The 20,174-nt window shown below is 49.0% G+C and carries 18 protein-coding genes and 2 pseudogenes; 14 read left to right on the plus strand and 6 right to left on the minus strand.

Annotated features, from left to right (window positions below; genetic code table 11):
* The 3 genes and pseudogenes from ACRPFF_RS09340 to metX form a co-directional block, all read right to left on the minus strand.
* Positions 1-235: pseudogene (locus ACRPFF_RS09340) on the minus strand (Imm26 family immunity protein); the annotation flags it as partial.
* A 267-nt stretch (positions 236-502) separates the two neighbouring features.
* Positions 503-1,084, minus strand: a complete 582-nt coding sequence (gene metW / locus ACRPFF_RS09345; protein ID WP_002219404.1) for a methionine biosynthesis protein MetW — start codon at positions 1,082-1,084, stop codon at positions 503-505.
* Entirely contained in the window at positions 1,081-2,220 is a 1,140-nt protein-coding gene (gene metX, locus ACRPFF_RS09350; RefSeq protein WP_411712157.1) for a homoserine O-succinyltransferase MetX, read from the minus strand. Before metX ends, metW begins: the two co-directional genes overlap by 4 nt.
* A gap of 157 nt (positions 2,221-2,377) precedes the next feature.
* Between metX and ACRPFF_RS09355 the strand changes: the two genes are divergently transcribed.
* Positions 2,378-2,578, plus strand: coding sequence for a protein MIGRI (locus ACRPFF_RS09355; protein WP_199904170.1), 201 nt, complete (start codon positions 2,378-2,380; stop codon positions 2,576-2,578).
* 261 nt (positions 2,579-2,839) lie between these two features.
* Here ACRPFF_RS09355 and ykgO read toward each other — a convergent pair whose 3' ends face one another.
* Both ykgO and ACRPFF_RS09365 read right to left on the minus strand, forming a co-directional pair.
* Positions 2,840-2,965, minus strand: a complete 126-nt coding sequence (gene ykgO, locus ACRPFF_RS09360; RefSeq protein WP_002222621.1) for a type B 50S ribosomal protein L36 — start codon at positions 2,963-2,965, stop codon at positions 2,840-2,842.
* Entirely contained in the window at positions 2,965-3,240 is a 276-nt protein-coding gene (locus tag ACRPFF_RS09365; RefSeq protein ID WP_002217400.1) for a type B 50S ribosomal protein L31, read from the minus strand. Before ACRPFF_RS09365 ends, ykgO begins: the two co-directional genes overlap by 1 nt.
* Before the next feature lie 198 nt (positions 3,241-3,438).
* On the opposite strand from ACRPFF_RS09365, the gene metF reads away from it, so the two are divergent.
* From metF to odhB, 12 genes are all read left to right on the plus strand, one after another.
* A complete protein-coding gene (metF, locus tag ACRPFF_RS09370) occupies positions 3,439-4,317 on the plus strand; it encodes a methylenetetrahydrofolate reductase (RefSeq protein WP_002217399.1) in 879 nt (292 codons plus the stop codon).
* Between the two features lie 135 nt (positions 4,318-4,452).
* Positions 4,453-6,729: a 5-methyltetrahydropteroyltriglutamate--homocysteine S-methyltransferase gene (gene metE, locus ACRPFF_RS09375; RefSeq protein ID WP_432674493.1), complete on the plus strand. Its 2,277-nt coding sequence runs from the start codon at positions 4,453-4,455 to the stop codon at positions 6,727-6,729.
* Positions 6,730-7,004: 275 nt separating this feature from the next.
* Positions 7,005-7,742 carry a redoxin family protein gene (locus ACRPFF_RS09380; protein WP_002221128.1) on the plus strand — a complete coding sequence of 246 codons (738 nt, stop codon included), beginning with the start codon at positions 7,005-7,007 and terminating at the stop codon, positions 7,740-7,742.
* 248 nt (positions 7,743-7,990) lie between these two features.
* Positions 7,991-9,394 (plus strand): dihydrolipoyl dehydrogenase, encoded by a 1,404-nt coding sequence (locus tag ACRPFF_RS09385; RefSeq protein ID WP_411712185.1) that lies wholly within the window; start codon positions 7,991-7,993, stop codon positions 9,392-9,394.
* A 276-nt stretch (positions 9,395-9,670) separates the two neighbouring features.
* Positions 9,671-10,048 carry a succinate dehydrogenase, cytochrome b556 subunit gene (gene sdhC / locus ACRPFF_RS09390; protein ID WP_003675077.1) on the plus strand — a complete coding sequence of 126 codons (378 nt, stop codon included), beginning with the start codon at positions 9,671-9,673 and terminating at the stop codon, positions 10,046-10,048.
* Positions 10,042-10,383 carry a succinate dehydrogenase, hydrophobic membrane anchor protein gene (sdhD, locus tag ACRPFF_RS09395; protein WP_432674494.1) on the plus strand — a complete coding sequence of 114 codons (342 nt, stop codon included), beginning with the start codon at positions 10,042-10,044 and terminating at the stop codon, positions 10,381-10,383. The genes sdhC and sdhD overlap by 7 nt, the downstream gene beginning before the upstream one ends.
* Before the next feature lie 2 nt (positions 10,384-10,385).
* Positions 10,386-12,149 (plus strand): succinate dehydrogenase flavoprotein subunit, encoded by a 1,764-nt coding sequence (sdhA, locus tag ACRPFF_RS09400; protein WP_250314033.1) that lies wholly within the window; start codon positions 10,386-10,388, stop codon positions 12,147-12,149.
* 119 nt (positions 12,150-12,268) lie between these two features.
* Complete coding sequence (locus ACRPFF_RS09405; RefSeq protein WP_002241462.1) at positions 12,269-12,976, plus strand: succinate dehydrogenase iron-sulfur subunit; 708 nt, start codon at positions 12,269-12,271, stop codon at positions 12,974-12,976.
* Between the two features lie 3 nt (positions 12,977-12,979).
* Positions 12,980-13,228, plus strand: a complete 249-nt coding sequence (locus ACRPFF_RS09410) for a succinate dehydrogenase assembly factor 2 (protein ID WP_432674495.1) — start codon at positions 12,980-12,982, stop codon at positions 13,226-13,228.
* A gap of 123 nt (positions 13,229-13,351) precedes the next feature.
* A complete protein-coding gene (gene gltA / locus ACRPFF_RS09415; RefSeq protein ID WP_308031428.1) occupies positions 13,352-14,635 on the plus strand; it encodes a citrate synthase in 1,284 nt (427 codons plus the stop codon).
* A 204-nt stretch (positions 14,636-14,839) separates the two neighbouring features.
* Positions 14,840-17,668 (plus strand): 2-oxoglutarate dehydrogenase E1 component, encoded by a 2,829-nt coding sequence (locus ACRPFF_RS09420; RefSeq protein WP_432674496.1) that lies wholly within the window; start codon positions 14,840-14,842, stop codon positions 17,666-17,668.
* Between the two features lie 99 nt (positions 17,669-17,767).
* A complete protein-coding gene (odhB, locus tag ACRPFF_RS09425; RefSeq protein ID WP_432674497.1) occupies positions 17,768-18,949 on the plus strand; it encodes a 2-oxoglutarate dehydrogenase complex dihydrolipoyllysine-residue succinyltransferase in 1,182 nt (393 codons plus the stop codon).
* 51 nt (positions 18,950-19,000) lie between these two features.
* On the opposite strand, the pseudogene ACRPFF_RS09430 reads toward odhB, so the two are convergent.
* Positions 19,001-19,108, minus strand: a pseudogene (locus ACRPFF_RS09430) (IS5/IS1182 family transposase); the annotation flags it as partial.
* Between the two features lie 205 nt (positions 19,109-19,313).
* Between ACRPFF_RS09430 and ACRPFF_RS09435 the strand changes: the two are divergent.
* On the plus strand, positions 19,314-20,174 hold an 861-nt coding region (locus ACRPFF_RS09435; RefSeq protein ID WP_432674498.1), incomplete at its 3' end, for an FAD-dependent oxidoreductase.

Genomic DNA, 20,174 nt, shown 5'->3' on the forward strand with positions numbered 1-20,174 from the left:
TCTCTAAATCAACTTGCCCTATCAGTTTCCAAATCTTCTTTCTTATGGCTGTTTCTATACAGGATTTATAAGTCTTAAACCCAACAGAAAGAAGCTCATCCATATTGGCTGTCTTTTCCGAGAGATAATCAAAAATACCAAACTCGTATTGCCTCACCCTACATATGTAAGCAAATTTCCCATTTGGGAGCGAGATTTCATAGATTTTTCCGTATTTTTTTACACCCTTATCCATATTGTTTCCAATATTAAAAAAGCCGTCTGAAAACCTGCCGTTTCATTTTTCAGACGGCTTCTTGTTAGTACAACGGAAGAACCTCGTTATTATAGTGGATTAACAAAAATCAGGACAAGGCGACGAAGCCGCAGACAGTACAAATAGTACGGAACCGATTCACTTGGTGCTTCAGCACCTTAGAGAATCGTTCTCTTTGAGCTAAGGCGAGGCAACGCCGTACTGGTTTTTGTTAATCCACTATACCAACAAGGTTCTCAGCCTATCTTAGCCGACGCGGTAAAACGCAAGGCTGCCCAAAAGGTTGGGGAAATGTTTGACCTGTCTGTTGCCCGTCATCACGGCACGTTCGAGGACGCGGATGTTGTTTTTGGCGCACAATAGATCAAAGTCTTTGAGCGTACACCAATGGATGTTCGGTGTGTCGTACCAATGGTAGGGCATACGTTCGGAAACCGGCATATGTCCGCCGAGTGCGATTTGGACGCGGTTGCGCCAGTAGCCGAAATTTGGGAAGCTGACGATTGCCTGTTTTGCCACGCGCATCAGGCAGCGCAGGATTTTTTCGGTATTCTGCATCGCTTGGATGGTTTGGCTCAAAACAATCACATCAAAACTTTGATCGTTGAATGCGGTTAAACCTTCTTCCAAATCGGCTTGGATAACATTTACGCCGCGCGACATCGCGGCAATCACGCTGTCGGTGTCGATTTCGATGCCGTAGCCGCTGCATTTTTTGTGTTCGACCAAGGCGGCAAGCAATTCTCCGTCGCCGCAGCCCAAATCCAAGACGCGGCTGCCTTCGGGTATACGGTCGTAAATCAGTTGCAAATCATCGCGCAGGTTCATTGCTGACATTCCTTATAAACGTTGTTCATATAGGCGGCGACCGCGCGCATATAGGCTTCGTCTTCCATTAAAAAGGCATCGTGCCCGTGTGAGGATTTTACTTCGATATACTGCACGAATTTTTGGGCGGCAATCAGTGCCTTGACCAGTTCGTGCGAACGTTCGGGCGCGAAACGCCAGTCGGTGCTGAAGCTGGCGACAAAGAATTTTGCCTGCACATCCTGCACGGCGCGGGTCAGGCTGTTGCCGAAATCCGCCGCCGGATCGAAATAGTCCAAAGCCTTGGTCATCAGCAAATAGGTGTTGGCATCAAACCGCCCGACGAATTTGTCGCCCTGATAGCGAAGATAGGATTCTACTTCAAATTCAACGCCATAGCCGTATTGATAGCCGTTGGAACGCAAATCGCGTCCGAATTTTTTGCCCAAACCGTCTTCGGCAAGATACGTAATGTGTCCCATCATACGGGCAATCCGCAAACCGCGTGCGGGAACGGTATTGTGGCTGCGGTAATGTCCTTCATTGAAATCGGGGTCGGTCAAAATCGCCTGCCGCGCCACATCGTTGAACGCGATATTTTGCGTAGACAATTTCGGCGCGGAGGCAATCACCAAGGCGTGGCGCACGCGTTCGGGATAGGAAATCGTCCACTGCAAAGCCTGCATGCCGCCCAAGCTGCCGCCGACAACCGCCGCCCATTGTTCGATGCCGAGATAATCGGCAAGCGCGGCTTGTGATTTTACCCAGTCCTTCACCGTAACCACCGGAAAATCCGCGCCGTATTCTCTACCCGTTTCAGGATTAATCGACAAAGGCCCGCTGCTGCCGTCGCAGCCGCCCAGATTGTTCAAACCGACCACGAAAAAACGTTCCGTATCAATCGGTTTGCCGGGTCCAACCATATTGTCCCACCAGCCCGTATATTTATCCTCCGCCGAATGCCTGCCCGCAACATGATGGTTGCCCGACAGCGCGTGGCAGATTAAAACCGCATTGTTTTTTTCGGCATTCAGCTCGCCGTAGGTTTCAATCATCAGATCGAAACGCGGCAAAGTTTTACCGTTTTCCAAAACCAGCGGTATCTCAAACGGAATTTTTTGGGGCGTTACAATGCCCACCGAGGCATTTTGACTCATATCCTGTTCCAACAAATGCGGCGAAAAGCGTTATTATATAGCAAACGGCATGACTTTTTGACACGGTCGGACAAGCAGCCCGACGCGCTGAAACATCCGTCCCCATGCCGCCGCAACCGATCCATACTTTTTCAGACGACCTCCACCGCTTCCCTATATGATAGGCAGACTTTTCCGTATTTTTTTCTTTTTCGCACTTGCCGCGCTGATTATCAACCGCCTTTTCAGCCGCAGGCAGAAACGCGCCCTGCGCGAAGTCGCCAAAATTAGCGCATGGGTACTGCTTGGCGCAGCTGCCGCGACGCTGTTTTGGTATTTGGTCATGCTGTATTTCAAACATATTCCGGATTCGTATTGACGGAAAATATGCCGTCTGAAACGCTATTTTCATGTTTCAGACGGCATATTTGATGAAAAGGGCTTGCGGTAGGAGGTGCTTTATAGTGGATTAAATTTAAACCAGTACGGCGTTGCCTCGCCTTAGCTCAAAGAGAACGATTCTCTAAGGTGCTGAAGCACCAAGTGAATCGGTTCCGTACTATTTGTACTGTCTGCGGTTTCGTCGCCTTGTCCTGATTTTTGTTAATCCACTATACAACCGAAGCAGGAAGGGTAGGGGTCAGCGTTGGCGGGCTTTAAAACGCGGATTGCTTTTGCAGATGACGTAAACTTTGCCTTTACGTCTGACAATCTGACAGTCGCGGTGGCGTTGTTTGGCGGTTTTGAGTGAAGACAGAACCTGCATTATTTGTCCTTTCTAAACGAAGACATGACGGATTGGAAACGTTGGTTGAATTTGCTGGCACGGCCTTCGGTGTTGACGTTGCGCTGCTTGCCGGTATAGACGGGATGGGATGCGGAAGAAGTATCCAGCGAAAACAGCGGATATTCTTTGCCGTCTGTCCAAACCATCGTTTTTCCGTGTGTTTCGGCGCAAGAACGAATCAGCCAGCCTTCATTGGCGCTGCTGTCGAAAAAAAGAACGGTCCGGTAATTGTCAGGATGAATATTCGGTTTCATATATTGCCTTGCTTGAAGTGTTATAACATAACAAACTCTAGCATAATTTAGAAGGGTTGTACAAGGAAATTTAACTGTTTTGTAATATATTAGAAATTTTCATGATAAACCTGAAAATTTTGAAATTGACTCATATTCGGTGCAATTTTATTATGTTGCCTGAAATATCATATAAAAGATAATAAAAGGTACGCAGCCATGAATTACGCAAAAGAAATCAATGCGTTAAATAACAGCCTTTCCGATTTGAAAGGCGACATCAACGTTTCGTTTGAATTTTTTCCACCGAAAAACGAGCAAATGGAAACGATGCTGTGGGATTCCATCCACCGTCTGCAAACCCTGCATCCCAAGTTCGTATCCGTAACCTACGGCGCCAACTCCGGCGAACGCGACCGCACGCACGGCATCGTCAAACGCATCAAACAGGAAACCGGCTTGGAAGCAGCCCCGCACCTGACCGGCATCGACGCATCCCCCGACGAATTGCGCCAAATCGCCAAAGACTATTGGGACAGCGGCATCCGCCGCATTGTCGCCCTGCGCGGCGACGAGCCGCCCGGTTACGAGAAAAAACCGTTTTATGCTGAAGATTTGGTTAAGCTATTACGCTCCGTTGCTGACTTCGACATCTCTGTAGCAGCATACCCCGAAGTACATCCCGAAGCCAAATCCGCACAAGCCGACCTGATTAATTTGAAGCGCAAAATCGATGCGGGCGCGAACCACGTCATCACCCAATTTTTCTTTGATGTGGAACGCTACCTGCGCTTCCGCGACCGCTGCGTGATGTTGGGTATCGATGTGGAAATCGTCCCTGGTATTTTGCCTGTTACCAACTTCAAGCAGCTCGGCAAAATGGCGCAAGTAACCAACGTCAAAATCCCAAGCTGGCTGTCGCAAATGTATGAAGGTTTGGACGACGACCAAGGCACGCGCAACCTCGTCGCCGCCAGTATCGCCATCGATATGGTCAAAGTCCTGTCCCGCGAAGGCGTGAAAGATTTCCACTTCTACACGCTTAACCGCAGCGAGCTGACTTACGCCATCTGCCATATTTTGGGCGTGCGCCCTTAAAGCTGAAAACGGCTTCAGACGGCATCCGAGGCCGTCTGAAAAGCAAAACGCCGCCCCATCCTAGCCATTCTGATTTACAATACCGGCCGATTCGGATTGAACCGGTCCTTACAAAATCTAACTGGAGAGTTCAACATGACAACATTACATTTCTCAGGCTTCCCGCGTGTCGGCGCCTTCCGCGAATTGAAATTCGCACAAGAAAAATACTGGCGCAAAGAAATCAGCGAGCAAGAATTGCTGGCTGTTGCTAAAGACTTGCGCGAGAAAAACTGGAAACACCAAGCTGCTGCCAACGCTGATTACGTTGCTGTAGGCGATTTCACTTTCTACGATCACATCCTTGACCTGCAAGTTGCCACTGGTGCCATCCCTGCTCGCTTCGGCTTCGACAGCCAAAACCTGTCTTTGGAACAATTCTTCCAACTGGCCCGTGGTAACAAAGACCAATTCGCCATCGAAATGACCAAATGGTTCGACACCAACTACCACTACTTGGTGCCTGAATTCCACGCCGATACCGAATTCAAAGCCAACGCCAAACACTACGTTCAACAGCTGCAAGAAGCCCAAGCTTTGGGCCTGAAAGCCAAACCGACCGTTGTGGGTCCGTTGACTTTCCTGTGGGTCGGTAAAGAAAAAGGCGCAGTCGAATTCGACCGCCTGAGCCTGTTGCCTAAACTGTTGCCTGTTTACGTTGAAATCCTGACTGCTTTGGTTGAAGCCGGTGCCGAATGGATTCAAATCGACGAGCCTGCTTTGACTGTCGATCTGCCTAAAGAATGGGTAGAAGCATACAAAGACGTTTACGCTACTTTGAGCAAAGTCAACGCCAAAATCCTGTTGAGCACTTACTTCGGTTCTGTTGCCGAACACGCCGCATTGTTGAAATCCCTGCCTGTTGACGGTCTGCACATCGACTTGGTACGCGCTCCTGAACAACTGGACGCGTTCGCCGACTACGACAAAGTTCTGTCTGCCGGCGTGATTGATGGCCGCAACATTTGGCGCGCCAACCTGAACAAAGTTTTGGAAACTGTTGAGCCTCTGCAAGCCAAACTGGGCGAGCGTTTGTGGATTTCCAGCTCTTGCTCGCTGTTGCACACTCCGTTTGACTTGTCAGTTGAAGAAAAACTGAAAGCCAACAAACCCGACCTGTACTCTTGGTTGGCATTCACCCTGCAAAAAACCCAAGAATTGCGCGTCCTGAAAGCCGCATTGAACGAAGGCCGTGATTCTGTTGCCGAAGAACTGGCTGCCAGCCAAGCTGCTGCCGACTCCCGTGCCAACAGCAGCGAAATCCATCGTGCAGACGTTGCCAAACGCCTGGCCGATTTGCCTGCCAACGCAGACCAACGCAAATCCCCATTTGCCGACCGTATCAAAGCGCAACAAGCATGGTTGAACCTGCCTCTGCTGCCGACGACCAACATCGGTTCTTTCCCGCAAACTACCGAAATCCGCCAAGCACGCGCAGCCTTCAAAAAAGGCGAACTGTCTGCCGCCGATTACGAAGCCGCGATGAAAAAAGAAATCGCCTTGGTGGTTGAAGAGCAAGAAAAACTGGACTTGGACGTACTGGTACACGGCGAAGCCGAGCGTAACGACATGGTTGAATACTTCGGCGAATTGTTGAGCGGTTTTGCATTCACCCAATATGGCTGGGTACAAAGCTACGGTTCTCGCTGCGTTAAACCACCGATTATCTTCGGTGACGTAAGCCGTCCTGAAGCCATGACCGTGGCTTGGTCTACTTACGCACAAAGCCTGACCAAACGCCCAATGAAAGGTATGTTGACCGGCCCTGTAACCATTTTGCAATGGTCTTTCGTCCGCAACGATATTCCTCGCTCTACCGTGTGTAAACAAATCGCACTGGCTCTGAACGACGAAGTATTGGATCTGGAAAAAGCCGGCATTAAAGTCATCCAAATCGACGAACCTGCCATCCGCGAAGGTCTGCCTTTGAAACGTGCCGATTGGGATGCCTACCTGAACTGGGCCGGCGAATCTTTCCGCCTGTCCTCTACTGGTTGCGAAGACAGCACACAAATCCACACCCATATGTGCTACTCTGAGTTCAACGACATCCTGCCTGCGATTGCTGCAATGGATGCGGACGTCATCACCATCGAAACTTCACGTTCCGACATGGAACTCTTGACCGCGTTCGGCGAATTCAAATACCCGAACGACATCGGCCCGGGCGTTTACGACATCCACAGCCCGCGCGTACCGACTGAAGCTGAAGTTGAGCACCTGTTGCGCAAAGCCATCGAGGTTGTACCGGTTGAACGTCTGTGGGTTAACCCAGACTGCGGCCTGAAAACACGCGGTTGGAAAGAAACTCTGGAACAACTCGAAGTGATGATGAACGTAACCCACAAACTGCGTGCCGAACTGGCTAAATAAGCAGGGATAACGTGATCGGATGCCGTCTGAATACTTTTCAGACGGCATTTCTGTTTTCAAATGAGCGTAGGGGAGTTTCTAAGAATTTTTCTCAAATAAGACTTGTTTTTTTTAGGCATGGCTTTATATACTGTAAAAGTTGGTCGAGGTTGGTGATTAATAGTTTTGAATAATTAATATTATTTGAACTATAAATTATACAAATCGACTTATTCGGGGTAGAATGCCCAGCGATTCACAATCATTTCTTAAACCTATCTATTAAGGAGCTCAAAATGGCTTTGCAAGATCGTACCGGTCAAAAAGTACCTTCCGTAGTATTCCGCACCCGCGTCGGCGACACTTGGAAAGATGTGTCTACCGATGATTTGTTCAAAGGTAAAAAAGTAGTCGTATTCTCTCTGCCCGGCGCATTTACTCCGACTTGTTCTTCTTCCCACCTGCCACGTTACAACGAATTGTTCGGCGCGTTCAAAGAAAACGGCGTTGACGCAATCTACTGCGTATCTGTAAACGATACTTTCGTGATGAACGCTTGGGCTGCCGAAGAAGAATCTGACAACATCTACATGATTCCCGATGGCAACGGCGAATTTACCGAAGGCATGGGCATGCTGGTCGGTAAAGAAGACTTGGGCTTCGGCAAACGCTCTTGGCGTTACTCCATGTTGGTTAACGACGGCGTGGTTGAAAAAATGTTCATCGAGCCGGAAGAACCAGGCGATCCGTTCAAAGTATCCGATGCAGATACTATGCTGAAATTCGTTGCTCCTGATTGGAAAGCTCAAGAGTCTGTGGCAATTTTCACTAAACCAGGTTGCCAATTCTGCGCTAAAGCCAAACAAGCTTTGCAAGACAAAGGTTTGTCTTACGAAGAAATCGTATTGGGCAAAGATGCAACCGTTACTTCCGTTCGCGCCATTACCGGCAAGATGACTGCTCCTCAAGTCTTCATCGGCGGTAAATACATCGGCGGCAGCGAAGATTTGGAAGCTTACTTGGCTAAAAACTGATAGCTGTTTGCTTAAGGCAGTTTGATTAAACTGTCTGATATACCGGATAGAGTTATTCGGGCGGTTCTACACTACCGCTCCGAATAACTCTATATTTATAAGAGGATTTGGATATTGTTGCACTCAATCGAAATTTTGTTTTTATTTATCTGAATAATGTTTTTGATTGGGAAAATATTTAAATGCCGTCTGAAGCCGATATATTCCGTGTCGGCAGTGTTTCAGACGAAAACGGAAGGACAAAGATTATGAAAAAAATTCAAGCAGATGTCGTCGTAATCGGCGGCGGTACTGCCGGTATGGGCGCGTTTCGCAATGCCCGTTTACATTCGGATAATGTTTACCTGATTGAAAACAATGTGTTCGGCACGACCTGCGCGCGCGTGGGCTGTATGCCTTCCAAACTCTTGATTGCCGCCGCAGAGGCGCGTCATCACGCATTGCATACCGACCCGTTCGGTGTGCATTTGGATAAAGACAGTATCGTCGTCAACGGCGAAGAAGTGATGCAGCGCGTTAAATCCGAGCGCGATCGTTTTGTCGGCTTTGTCGTTGCCGATGTGGAAGAATGGCCTGCCGACAAACGCATCATGGGTTCGGCTAAATTTATCGACGAGCATACCGTCCAAATCGACGACCATACCCAAATCACGGCAAAAAGTTTCGTGATTGCTACCGGCTCGCGTCCCGTTATCCTGCCGCAGTGGCAGTCTTTGGGCGACCGTTTGATTATCAATGACGACGTTTTCTCATGGGATACGCTGCCTAAGAGCGTTGCCGTGTTCGGACCGGGTGTTATCGGTTTGGAACTGGGTCAGGCATTGCACCGTTTGGGCGTGAAAGTTGAGATTTTCGGCTTGGGCGGCATCATCGGCGGCATTTCCGACCCCATCGTTTCAGACGAGGCGAAAGCCGTGTTCGGCGAAGAATTGAAACTGCATTTGGATGCTAAAACCGAGGTCAAACTCGATGCAGACGGCAATGTAGAAGTCCATTGGGAGCAGGATGGCGAAAAAGGCGTATTTGTTGCCGAATATATGCTGGCAGCCGTAGGCCGCCGTCCGAACGTTGACAATATCGGTTTGGAAAATATCAATATCGAAAAAGATGCGCGCGGCGTACCCGTTGCCGATCCGCTGACCATGCAGACCAGTATTCCGCATATCTTCATCGCGGGCGACGCGTCCAATCAACTGCCCCTGCTGCACGAAGCTGCCGACCAAGGCAAGATTGCCGGCGACAATGCGGGCCGCTACCCGAATATCGGCGGCGGTTTGCGCCGCAGCACCATCGGCGTGGTGTTCACCAGTCCGCAAATTGGCTTTGTCGGTTTGAAATACGCGCAGGTTACCGCGCAATACCAGTCAGACGAATTTGTCATCGGCGAAGTATCGTTTAAAAACCAAGGTCGCAGCCGCGTGATGCTGGTAAACAAAGGCCATATGCGCCTGTATGCCGAAAAAGCAACCGGCCGCTTCATCGGTGCGGAAATCGTAGGCCCTGCCGCCGAACATTTGGCACATTTGTTGGCATGGGCGCATCAAATGAAGATGACCGTTCCGCAAATGCTGGATATGCCGTTCTACCATCCTGTTATCGAGGAAGGTCTGCGTACTGCGTTGCGTGATGCCGATGCTAAATTAAAAATTTGATTGATACATGAAGGATGCCGTCTGAAATTGCTCAGACGGCATTTTATCTTTCCGTAATTGAAACGATGTTGATATTTCAGGCAAGGAAAGGGGGTGTATCAGAAATCCGTTTTTTTAATCTGCTGTTTTCACGCGTGTTTGTCAAAATCTATCAGTTTGTTTTTAAAATACGCTGTTCAAAATGAGATAAAACAGGTAAATTAACGTTTATGTAACCCAGTGTAGCACTGGGTTTACGGTTTTTGAGTTGATATCATAACTACAGAGGAATTGACTATGTCTGTCAAATCACGTCCTGTTTATCTGGATTTACCGAAAATCCGTCTGCCGATACCCGGGATAGTTTCCATTCTTCATCGTATCAGTGGTGTCGGGTTGTTTATCATGCTGCCCTTCCTACTTTATTTCCTGTCAGGTACCTTAAGCCAAGAATCTGCATTTGAGACTTACCGTTCTATTATTTCCCATCCCTTGGTCAAATTAATCTTACTCGGTGTGCTGTGGGCGTATTTGCACCATTTCTTTGCCGGTATCCGTTTTCTGTTTTTGGATGCGCATAAAGGCTTGGAGCTAAATACTGCACGTAATACCGCTAAAGCCGTATTTGCTTCTGCATTGGTTTTGACTGTCGTTTTGGGAGCTTTATTATGGTAGAACGTAAATTGACAGGCGCGCATTATGGTTTGCGCGATTGGGCAATGCAGCGTGCAACTGCGGTCATCATGTTGATATACACCGTAGTTCTATTGGTTGTTCTGTTCACGTTGCCTAAAGAATATTCGGCATGGCAGGCGTTTTTCAATCAATCTTGGGTGAAAGTGTTTACCCAAGTGAGCTTTTTGGCCGTATTCCTGCATGCATGGGTAGGTATCCGCGATTTGTGGATGGACTACATTAAGCCTTTCGGCGTGCGTTTGTTTTTACAAGTTGCCACCATCGTTTGGTTGGTCGGCTGCTTGGTATATTCAGTTAAAGTAATCTGGGGGTAAATATGGGTTTTCCTGTTCGCAAGTTTGATGCCGTGATTGTTGGCGGTGGTGGTGCAGGTTTACGCGCAGCCCTCCAATTGTCTAAATCCGGTCTGAATTGTGCTGTTTTGTCTAAAGTATTCCCAACCCGTTCGCATACTGTAGCGGCTCAAGGCGGTATTTCTGCTTCATTGGGTAATGTGCAGGAAGACCGTTGGGATTGGCATATGTACGATACCGTGAAAGGTTCCGACTGGTTGGGCGACCAAGATGCGATTGAGTTTATGTGTCGCGCCGCGCCTGAAGCCGTAATTGAGTTGGAACACATGGGTATGCCTTTTGACCGTGTGGAAAGCGGTAAAATCTACCAACGACCTTTTGGCGGCCATACTGCCGAACACGGTAAACGCGCGGTAGAACGTGCATGTGCGGTTGCAGACCGTACCGGTCATGCGATGTTGCATACTTTGTACCAACAAAACGTCCGTGCCAATACACAATTCTTTGTGGAATGGACAGCACAAGATTTGATTCGTGATGAAAACGGCGACGTAGTCGGTGTAACCGCTATGGAAATGGAAACCGGCGAAGTTTATATTTTCCACGCTAAAGCTGTGATGTTTGCTACCGGTGGTGGCGGCCGTATTTATGCGTCTTCTACCAATGCCTATATGAATACCGGCGACGGTTTGGGCATTTGCGCCCGTGCAGGCATTCCGTTGGAAGATATGGAATTTTGGCAATTCCACCCGACTGGTGTGGCCGGTGCCGGTGTATTGATTACCGAGGGTGTGCGCGGTGAGGGCGGCATTCTGTTGAATGCCGATGGCGAACGCTTTATGGAACGTTACGCTCCAACCGTAAAAGACTTGGCTTCCCGTGACGTGGTTTCCCGTGCAATGGCAATGGAAATCTACGAAGGCCGCGGCTGTGGTAAAAACAAAGACCACGTATTGCTGAAAATCGACCATATCGGCGCAGAAAAAATTATGGAAAAACTGCCGGGCATCCGCGAGATTTCCATTCAGTTTGCCGGTATCGACCCAATTAAAGACCCGATTCCTGTCGTGCCGACTACCCACTACATGATGGGCGGTATTCCGACCAACTACCATGGCGAAGTTGTTGTTCCTCAAGGCGACGAATACGAAGTACCTGTAAAAGGTCTGTATGCTGCGGGCGAGTGCGCATGTGCTTCTGTACACGGTGCGAACCGCTTGGGTACCAACTCCTTGTTGGACTTGGTGGTATTCGGTAAAGCTGCCGGCGACAGCATGATTAAATTCATCAAAGAGCAAAGCGACTGGAAACCTCTGCCTGCTAATGCCGGTGAGTTGACCCGCCAACGTATCGAGCGTTTGGACAATCAAACCGGTGGCGAAAACGTTGATGCGCTGCGTCGCGAGCTGCAACGCTCCGTCCAACTGCACGCCGGCGTGTTCCGTACCGATGCGATTTTGGCAGAGGGTGTGAAACAGGTTATGGCGATTGCTGAGCGTGTAAAACGTACTGAAATCAAAGATAAGAGCAAAGTATGGAATACCGCGCGTATCGAAGCTTTGGAATTGGATAACCTGATTGAAGTAGCGAAAGCGACTTTGGTGTCCGCTGAAGCGCGTAAAGAATCGCGCGGCGCGCACGCTTCGGATGACCATCCTGAGCGCGATGACGAAAACTGGATGAAACATACCCTGTATCATTCAGACACCAATACCTTGTCTTATAAACCGGTACATACCAAGCCTTTGAGCGTGGAATATATCAAACCGGCCAAACGCGTTTATTGATGCATTTTCAGACGGCATCTGTCTTAAGAGGCCGTCTGAAATCTAACCATACCCACATTGAACTGCTTGAATCCATAATACAAAATCATTGGGCAGTTGATGAGAAAGGAACACTTCTCATGGAAAAAATGAGTTTTGAAATTTACCGTTACAACCCGGACGTTGATGCCAAGCCTTATATGCAGCGTTACGAGTTGGAATTGGAGCCGACCGACGTTAAACTTTTGGATGCTTTGGTGCGCCTGAAAGCGCAAGACGATACATTGTCTTTCCGCCGTTCCTGCCGCGAAGGTATTTGCGGTTCTGACGGTATGAATATCAACGGCAAAAACGGCTTGGCGTGTCTGACCGATCTGCGTGGCTTGAAACAGCCGGTTAAAATCCGTCCCCTGCCAGGTCTGCCTGTTATCCGCGACCTGATTGTGGATATGACCCAATTCTTCAAACAGTATCACTCCATCAAACCTTATGTTGTCAACGATAACCCGATTGATGCAGATAAAGAGCGTTTGCAAACTCAGGAAGAGCGTAAAGAGTTGGACGGTTTGTACGAATGTATTTTGTGCGCCTGCTGTTCGACTGCCTGCCCGTCATTCTGGTGGAATCCTGATAAATTTGTTGGTCCGTCTGGTTTGCTGAATGCTTACCGTTTCATTGCGGATAGCCGTGATACCATCACTAATGAGCGTTTGGATAATCTGAACGACCCATACCGTTTGTTCCGTTGCCACACCATTATGAACTGCGTAGACGTATGTCCTAAACACTTGAATCCGACCCGAGCCATCGGTAAGATTAAAGAGATTATGTTGAAACGAGCCGTTTAAGAAATGATGGTTTTTGACGATATTGCCAAACGGAAAATCCGTTTTCAAACCCGCCGGGGATTGTTGGAATTAGATTTAATCTTCGGCAGGTTTATGGAAAAAGAATTCGAGCATTTGAGCGATAAAGAGCTGTCCGAGTTTTCCGAACTCCTTGAATTTCAAGACCAAGAATTGCTTGCCTTGATTAACGGGCATTCGGAAACGGACAAAGGGCACCTTATCCCGATGCTTGAAAAAATCAGACAGGCATAATGTATTATAGGGCTTGTTTGCGATACCGATCCGAACAAGCCCTTTCCATACGGAGGCCGTCTGAAAAAAGACCGTGCCGCTTATGCGGCAACGAAAGCCCCAACTTACAAAGGAGTTTTAAGAATGTCTAAATCTGTCAAACTTATTACCTCAACTCAAGAGGCTTTGGAGCTGCCGGTATTGGAAGCAAGTATCGGCCATGATGTGGTTGATATCCGTACGTTGACTAAAAATACAGGTCTGTTTTCATTCGACCCCGGATTCGTGTCAACTGCAAGTTGCGAATCCAAAATCACTTATATTGATGGTGATGAAGGTCTGTTGTATTACCGTGGTTATCCTATCGAGCAGCTGGCCAAAAAATCCGATTATTTGGAAGTTTGCTATCTGTTGATTTACGGCGAACTGCCTACAGCTGAGCAGAAAAAAGAATTTGATACCACTGTCAGCCGCCACACGATGGTGCATGAACAGCTGACTTGGTTCTTCCGTGGTTTTCGACGTGACGCGCATCCGATGGCGATGATGGTCGGCGTGGTCGGCGCACTGTCTGCGTTCTATCAAGACAGTCTGGACATTACCAATCCCGAACACCGAAAAATCGCAATTTACCGTCTGATTTCCAAAATTCCGACAATCGCGGCAATGTGTTACCGCTATTCTAACGGTTTGCCGTTCAATTATCCGAAAAACAATCTCTCTTACTCTGAAAACTTCCTTCACATGATGTTTGCTACACCGTGTGAAGATTATAAACCCAACCCGGTTTTGGCGCGCGCGCTCGACCGCATCTTTATCCTCCATGCAGACCATGAGCAAAATGCATCGACTTCCACCGTCCGTCTGGCAGGTTCTTCGGGTGCAAACCCGTTTGCCTGCATTGCTGCCGGTATTGCCTGCCTGTGGGGTGCGTCCCATGGCGGTGCTAACGAAGCTGTGTTGAAGATGCTGGACGAAATCGGCGATGTGTCCCGTGTTGCCGAATATATGGAAGGCGTGAAACAACGCAAATACCGTCTGATGGGCTTCGGACACCGCGTGTACCGCAACATGGATCCGCGCGCCAGTATCATGCGTGAAACCTGTTACGAAGTGCTGAAAGAATTGGGTTTGGAAGACAGCCCAAAATTCAAGCTGGCAATGGAATTGGAACAAATTGCCCTGAAAGACCCGTTCTTTGTGGAGCGCAAGCTGTATCCAAACGTCGACTTCTATTCGGGCATCGTCCTGTCCGCTTTGGGAATCCCGACTGAAATGTTTACCGTTATCTTCGCCCTGTCACGCAGCGTCGGCTGGATTTCGCATTGGCATGAAATGATTAGCGATCCTTCGCTGAAAATCGGTCGTCCCCGTCAGCTTTACACCGGCTCGGCGCGTCGGGATTATGTATCTGTAAATGATAGGTAGTTTATATTAATATATTGTTGAGTAGGAAATATCGGAAAGTCGGATTGTTTGTTGGTTCAGCATTGTTGTAGTCGGATGAAACTAATGCAAGCAATCCGGTTTGAAATAGGGTAGAATGAAGTGTCTTTTCAGACGGCATAAGTTCCGCCGTCAGGACGCGGACTTCTACCCTTTGTTTATATTTTAAAGAAAAGAGCTCACGCCATGATGGACGAAAAACTCAATTTCTCTTATCTGTTTGGTTCTAATGCGCCATACATCGAGGAGTTGTATGAGAAGTTTCTGGATAATCCGGAATCTGTTGATGAAAAATGGAAACAGTACTTTACCGATTTGAGTAAACAGCCGGGCGTAGTCGCTGTCGATGTTGCCCACACACCGATTCGTGAATCATTTGCCACTTTGGCTAAAAAGAAAATTGCCGCAGCCGTTGCGGGTGGTGTGGATGAGGCAATGATGAAAAAGCAAGTCAGCGTTCTGCGTCTGATTTCTGCCTATCGTATACAAGGCGTGGGTGCAGCCCAACTTGATCCGCTCAAACGTATCCCACCTCAAAATATCGAAGCTCTCGATCCTAAGTTCCACGGTTTGTCAGATGCCGATATGGCGATTCAATTCAATATGGGCGAGGGCGATTTTTCCGGTCAGGGCAAACTGCCTCTTTCCAAAATCATCAGCAACCTCAAACAAACCTACTGCGGTCATATCGCGGTGGAGTACATCTACATCCCAAATACCGAAGAGCGCCGCTGGGTTCGCAATTATTTTGAAAGCGTACTGTCTACGCCAAGCTACAACGTTGAACAAAAACGCCGTATCTTGAAAGAGATGACCGCTGCCGAAACTCTGGAACGCTACCTGCATACTAAATATGTCGGTCAAAAACGCTTTGGTGTAGAAGGCGGCGAAAGCGCGATTGCCGGTTTGAACTACCTGATTCAAAACGCCGGTAAGGACGGCGTGGAAGAAGTCATCATCGGTATGGCGCACCGAGGCCGTCTAAATGTTTTGGTGAACATTTTGGGCAAAAAACCCGGCGATTTGTTCGCTGAGTTTGAAGGTCGTGCCGAAATCAAACTGCCTAGCGGCGACGTGAAATACCACATGGGCTTCAGCTCCGACATCGCCACTCCGCATGGTCCGATGCACGTTTCTTTGGCATTTAACCCGTCCCACTTGGAAATCGTTAATCCGGTAGTGGAAGGTTCTGCGCGCGCCAAACAAAAACGTTTGGGCGAAAACGGCCGCGATAAGGTCTTGCCGGTATTGATTCACGGTGACTCCGCATTTATCGGTCTGGGTGTCAACCAAGCAACATTCAACCTGTCTAAAACGCGCGGTTATACCACCGGCGGTACGGTTCACATCGTGATCAACAACCAAATCGGCTTTACCACTTCCGATATCCGCGATACTCGTTCAACCGTACACTGTACCGATATCGCAAAAATGGTTTCCGCTCCGGTTATCCATGTGAACGGCGATGATCCTGAGCGCGTTTGCTTTGCCATCCAAGCCGCTTTGGATTACCGCAAAAAATTCCATAAAGACATCGTGATCGACGTTGTCTGCTACCGTAAATGGGGCCACAACGAGGGCGATGATCCGACCTTGACCCAACCGATGATGTACAAAAAAGTATCGCAACACCCGGGTGCGCGTGCTTTGTACACCGAACAACTGATTGCCGAAGGCGTGGTAACTCAAGCAGAGGCTGACGCTTACATCCAAGCCTACCGTGATGCTTTGGACAAAGGCGAACATGTTGAACAAACAACGTTGAGCAACTTCCAACGCACGCAAATCGACTGGAGCAAATACCAAGGCAAAGATTGGCGCGAACACATCGAAACCGGTTTGCCTGCTGCGGATATTGAGCGTCTTACCGAGAAGTTTACCGCCGTACCGGAAGGCTTTGCCCTGCATCCGACTGCGAAACGTGTGATTGAAGCGCGTAAAGCCATGGCATCCGGCAAACAAGCCATCGACTGGGGTATGGCCGAAACATTGGCATACGCAAGCCTTGTAACCAAAGGTCATGGCGTGCGTATCTCCGGTGAGGACTCCGGCCGCGGCACATTCTCACACCGTCATGCAGTACTGCACGATCAAAAACGAGAAAAATGGGACGACGGTACTTATGTTCCTCTGCGCCATATGGGCGAAGGCATGGGCGAGTTCCTGGTTATCGACTCCATTTTGAACGAAGAGGCCGTGATGGCGTTCGAGTACGGCTTTGCCTGCTCCGCGCCTGACAAGCTGACCATTTGGGAAGCCCAATTCGGTGACTTCGCCAACGGCGCGCAAGTGACTATTGACCAATTCCTGTCTTCAGGCGAAACCAAGTGGGGTCGCTTGTGCGGTCTGACCACCATCCTGCCGCACGGTTACGACGGTCAAGGTCCTGAGCACTCTTCTGCACGCGTAGAACGTTGGTTGCAACTGTGTTCTGAGAACAATATGCAAGTCATCATGCCGTCTGAAGCGTCGCAAATGTTCCATCTCTTGCAACGCCAAGTCTTGGGTTCATACCGCAAACCGCTGGTGATTTTCATGTCCAAACGCCTGTTGCGCTTCAAAGGTGCAATGAGCCCGCTGGAAAACTTCACCGAAGGTTCGACTTTCCGTCCGGTTATCGGTGATACCGCCGAACGCGTAAGCAACGACAGCGTGAAACGCGTAGTCTTGTGTGCCGGTCAGGTTTACTATGACTTGGAAGCAGGTCGTACCGAGCGTAAACTGGAAGATGATGTTGCGATTGTCCGCGTTGAGCAGCTGTATCCGTTCCCATACGACGAAGTTAAAGCTGAACTGGCGAAATATCCGAACGCAAAATCTGTGGTTTGGGCACAAGAAGAGCCGAAAAACCAAGGCGCGTTCTACCAAATCCGCCACCGCATCGAAGACGTTATCAGCGAAGAGCAAAAACTGTCTTATGCCGGTCGTCCAAGCAGCGCATCGCCTGCAGTGGGCTACTCAAGCAAACACATTGCCCAATTGAAACAATTGGTTGAAGACGCTTTAGCGTTATAAACCAAGTAGCATTCCGTCTGAGTCTGCTCAGGTGGAATGCCCATATGCAGAATTAAAAACACACAACAGGCCGTCTGAAAGGGCCATTGGAGACACAAAATGATTATTGATGTAAAAGTACCTATGTTGTCTGAAAGCGTATCTGAAGGCACGCTCTTGGAATGGAAGAAAAAAGTTGGCGAAGCCGTTGCCCGTGATGAAATCCTGATCGATATCGAAACGGACAAAGTGGTTTTGGAAGTACCCTCTCCACAAGCCGGCGTATTGGTTGAAATCGTAGCGCAAGACGGTGAAACCGTTGTTGCCGATCAAGTTTTGGCACGCATCGATACCGCTGCTACTGCCACCGCTGAAGCACCTGCAGCCGCTCCTGCCGAAGCAGCCCCAGCTGCCACTCCTGCTGCTGCACAAAACAACGCCGCGATGCCTGCCGCTGCCAAACTGGCTGCCGAGACCGGTGTTGACGTGAACGCATTGCAAGGTTCCGGCCGTGACGGTCGCGTATTAAAAGAAGACGTACAAAATGCCGCTGCCAAACCTGCTGCAGCCGCTGCTCCTGCCGTTGCACTTCCTGCCGGCGCACGTCCTGAAGAACGCGTACCAATGAGTCGCCTGCGTGCCCGTGTTGCAGAACGCCTCTTGGCTTCTCAACAAGAAAACGCCATTCTGACTACATTCAACGAAGTCAACATGAAACCGATCATGGACTTGCGTGCGAAGTACAAAGAAAAATTCGAGAAAGAACACGGCGTGAAATTGGGCTTTATGTCCTTCTTCGTTAAAGCCGCTGTTGCCGCCCTGAAAAAATATCCGGTTGTGAATGCTTCTGTTGACGGCAAAGACATCGTGTACCACGGCTACTTTGACATCGGTATCGCGATTGGCAGCCCACGCGGTTTGGTTGTGCCAATCCTGCGCGATGCCGACCAAATGAGCATTGCCGACATTGAACAAGCAATTGTTGATTACGCGAAAAAAGCCAAAGACGGCAAAATCGCTATCGAAGATCTGACCGGCGGTACATTCAGTATTACCAACGGCGGTACTTTCGGTTCTATGATGTCCACCCCGATCATCAACCCACCTCAATCTGCGATTTTGGGTATGCACGCCACTAAAGAGCGCGCTGTGGTTGAAAACGGTCAAGTTGTTGTCCGTCCAATGATGTATCTGGCTCTGTCTTACGACCACCGTATCATCGACGGCCGCGAAGCTGTATTGACCTTGGTAGCCATTAAAGACGCGTTGGAAGACCCAGCTCGCCTGTTATTGGATCTGTAATCGTTTCAGACGGCCTTTTATTTGTTAATGAAAAGGCCGTCTGAATTTTTATAGTGGATTAAATTTAAACCAGTACGGCGTTGCCTCGCCTTGCCGTACTATCTGTACTGTCTGCGGCTTCGTCGCCTTGTCCTGATTTAAATTTAATCCACTATATTTAGATGTAGCGTAATGTAGTATCGTGCTACAATAGGCTCAACGAACGATTGAGGCCGTCTGAAACATTTGATTCGAATGAATCGACAGATATAGACTTTCAGACGGCCTTTTCTTGAAACCATCAAAACGCAGTCATTCAAAATAAAAAAGAAACCAAAAGTATCGTTTTTATTTTGAGATACTGCCAAAAGTAAAGGATGACACGATGTCTCAATATGATGTAGTAGTGATTGGTGCAGGTCCGGGCGGATACGTTGCCGCCATCCGTGCCGCACAACTGGGTTTCAAAACCGTTTGCGTTGACGCAGGTGTTAACAAAGCAGGCAATGCCCCGGCATTGGGCGGCACTTGCTTGAACGTAGGTTGCATCCCTTCCAAAGCCCTGTTGCAATCCAGCGAACATTTCCACGCCGCGCAACATGAGTTTGCCGAACACGGTATCACTGTCGGCGACGTAAAATTCGACGCGGCCAAAATGATTGAGCGCAAAGATGCCATCGTGACCAAACTGACCGGCGGCGTGAAATTCCTGTTCCAAAAAAATAAAGTAACCAGCCTGTTCGGTACTGCTTCCTTTGCCGGTAAAAATGGCGATGCTTACCAAATCGAAGTCAATAACAAAGGCGAGAAAACCGTTATCGAAGCCAAACACGTCATCGTAGCGACCGGTTCCGTACCGCGTCCGCTGCCGCAAGTCGCTATCGACAACGTGAACATATTGGACAACGAAGGCGCATTGAACCTGACTGAAGTACCTGCCAAACTCGGCGTGATCGGTTCCGGCGTGATTGGCCTGGAAATGGGTTCCGTATGGAACCGCGTGGGTGCAGAAGTTACCATTCTTGAAGCTGCGCCGACCTTCCTGGCTGCCGCAGACCAACAAATCGCCAAAGAAGCCTTCAAATACTTTACCAAAGAGCAAGGCTTGAGCATTGAATTGGGCGTGAAAATCGGCGACATCAAATCTGAAGGCAAAGGCGTTTCCGTTGCTTACGAAACTGCTGCCGGCGAAGCCAAAACCGAAGTATTCGACAAACTGATCGTTGCCATCGGCCGTATTCCAAAC

It is taken from the genome of Neisseria sp. SLRRB23 (assembly GCF_050896295.1).
GTDB lineage: Bacteria > Pseudomonadota > Gammaproteobacteria > Burkholderiales > Neisseriaceae > Neisseria.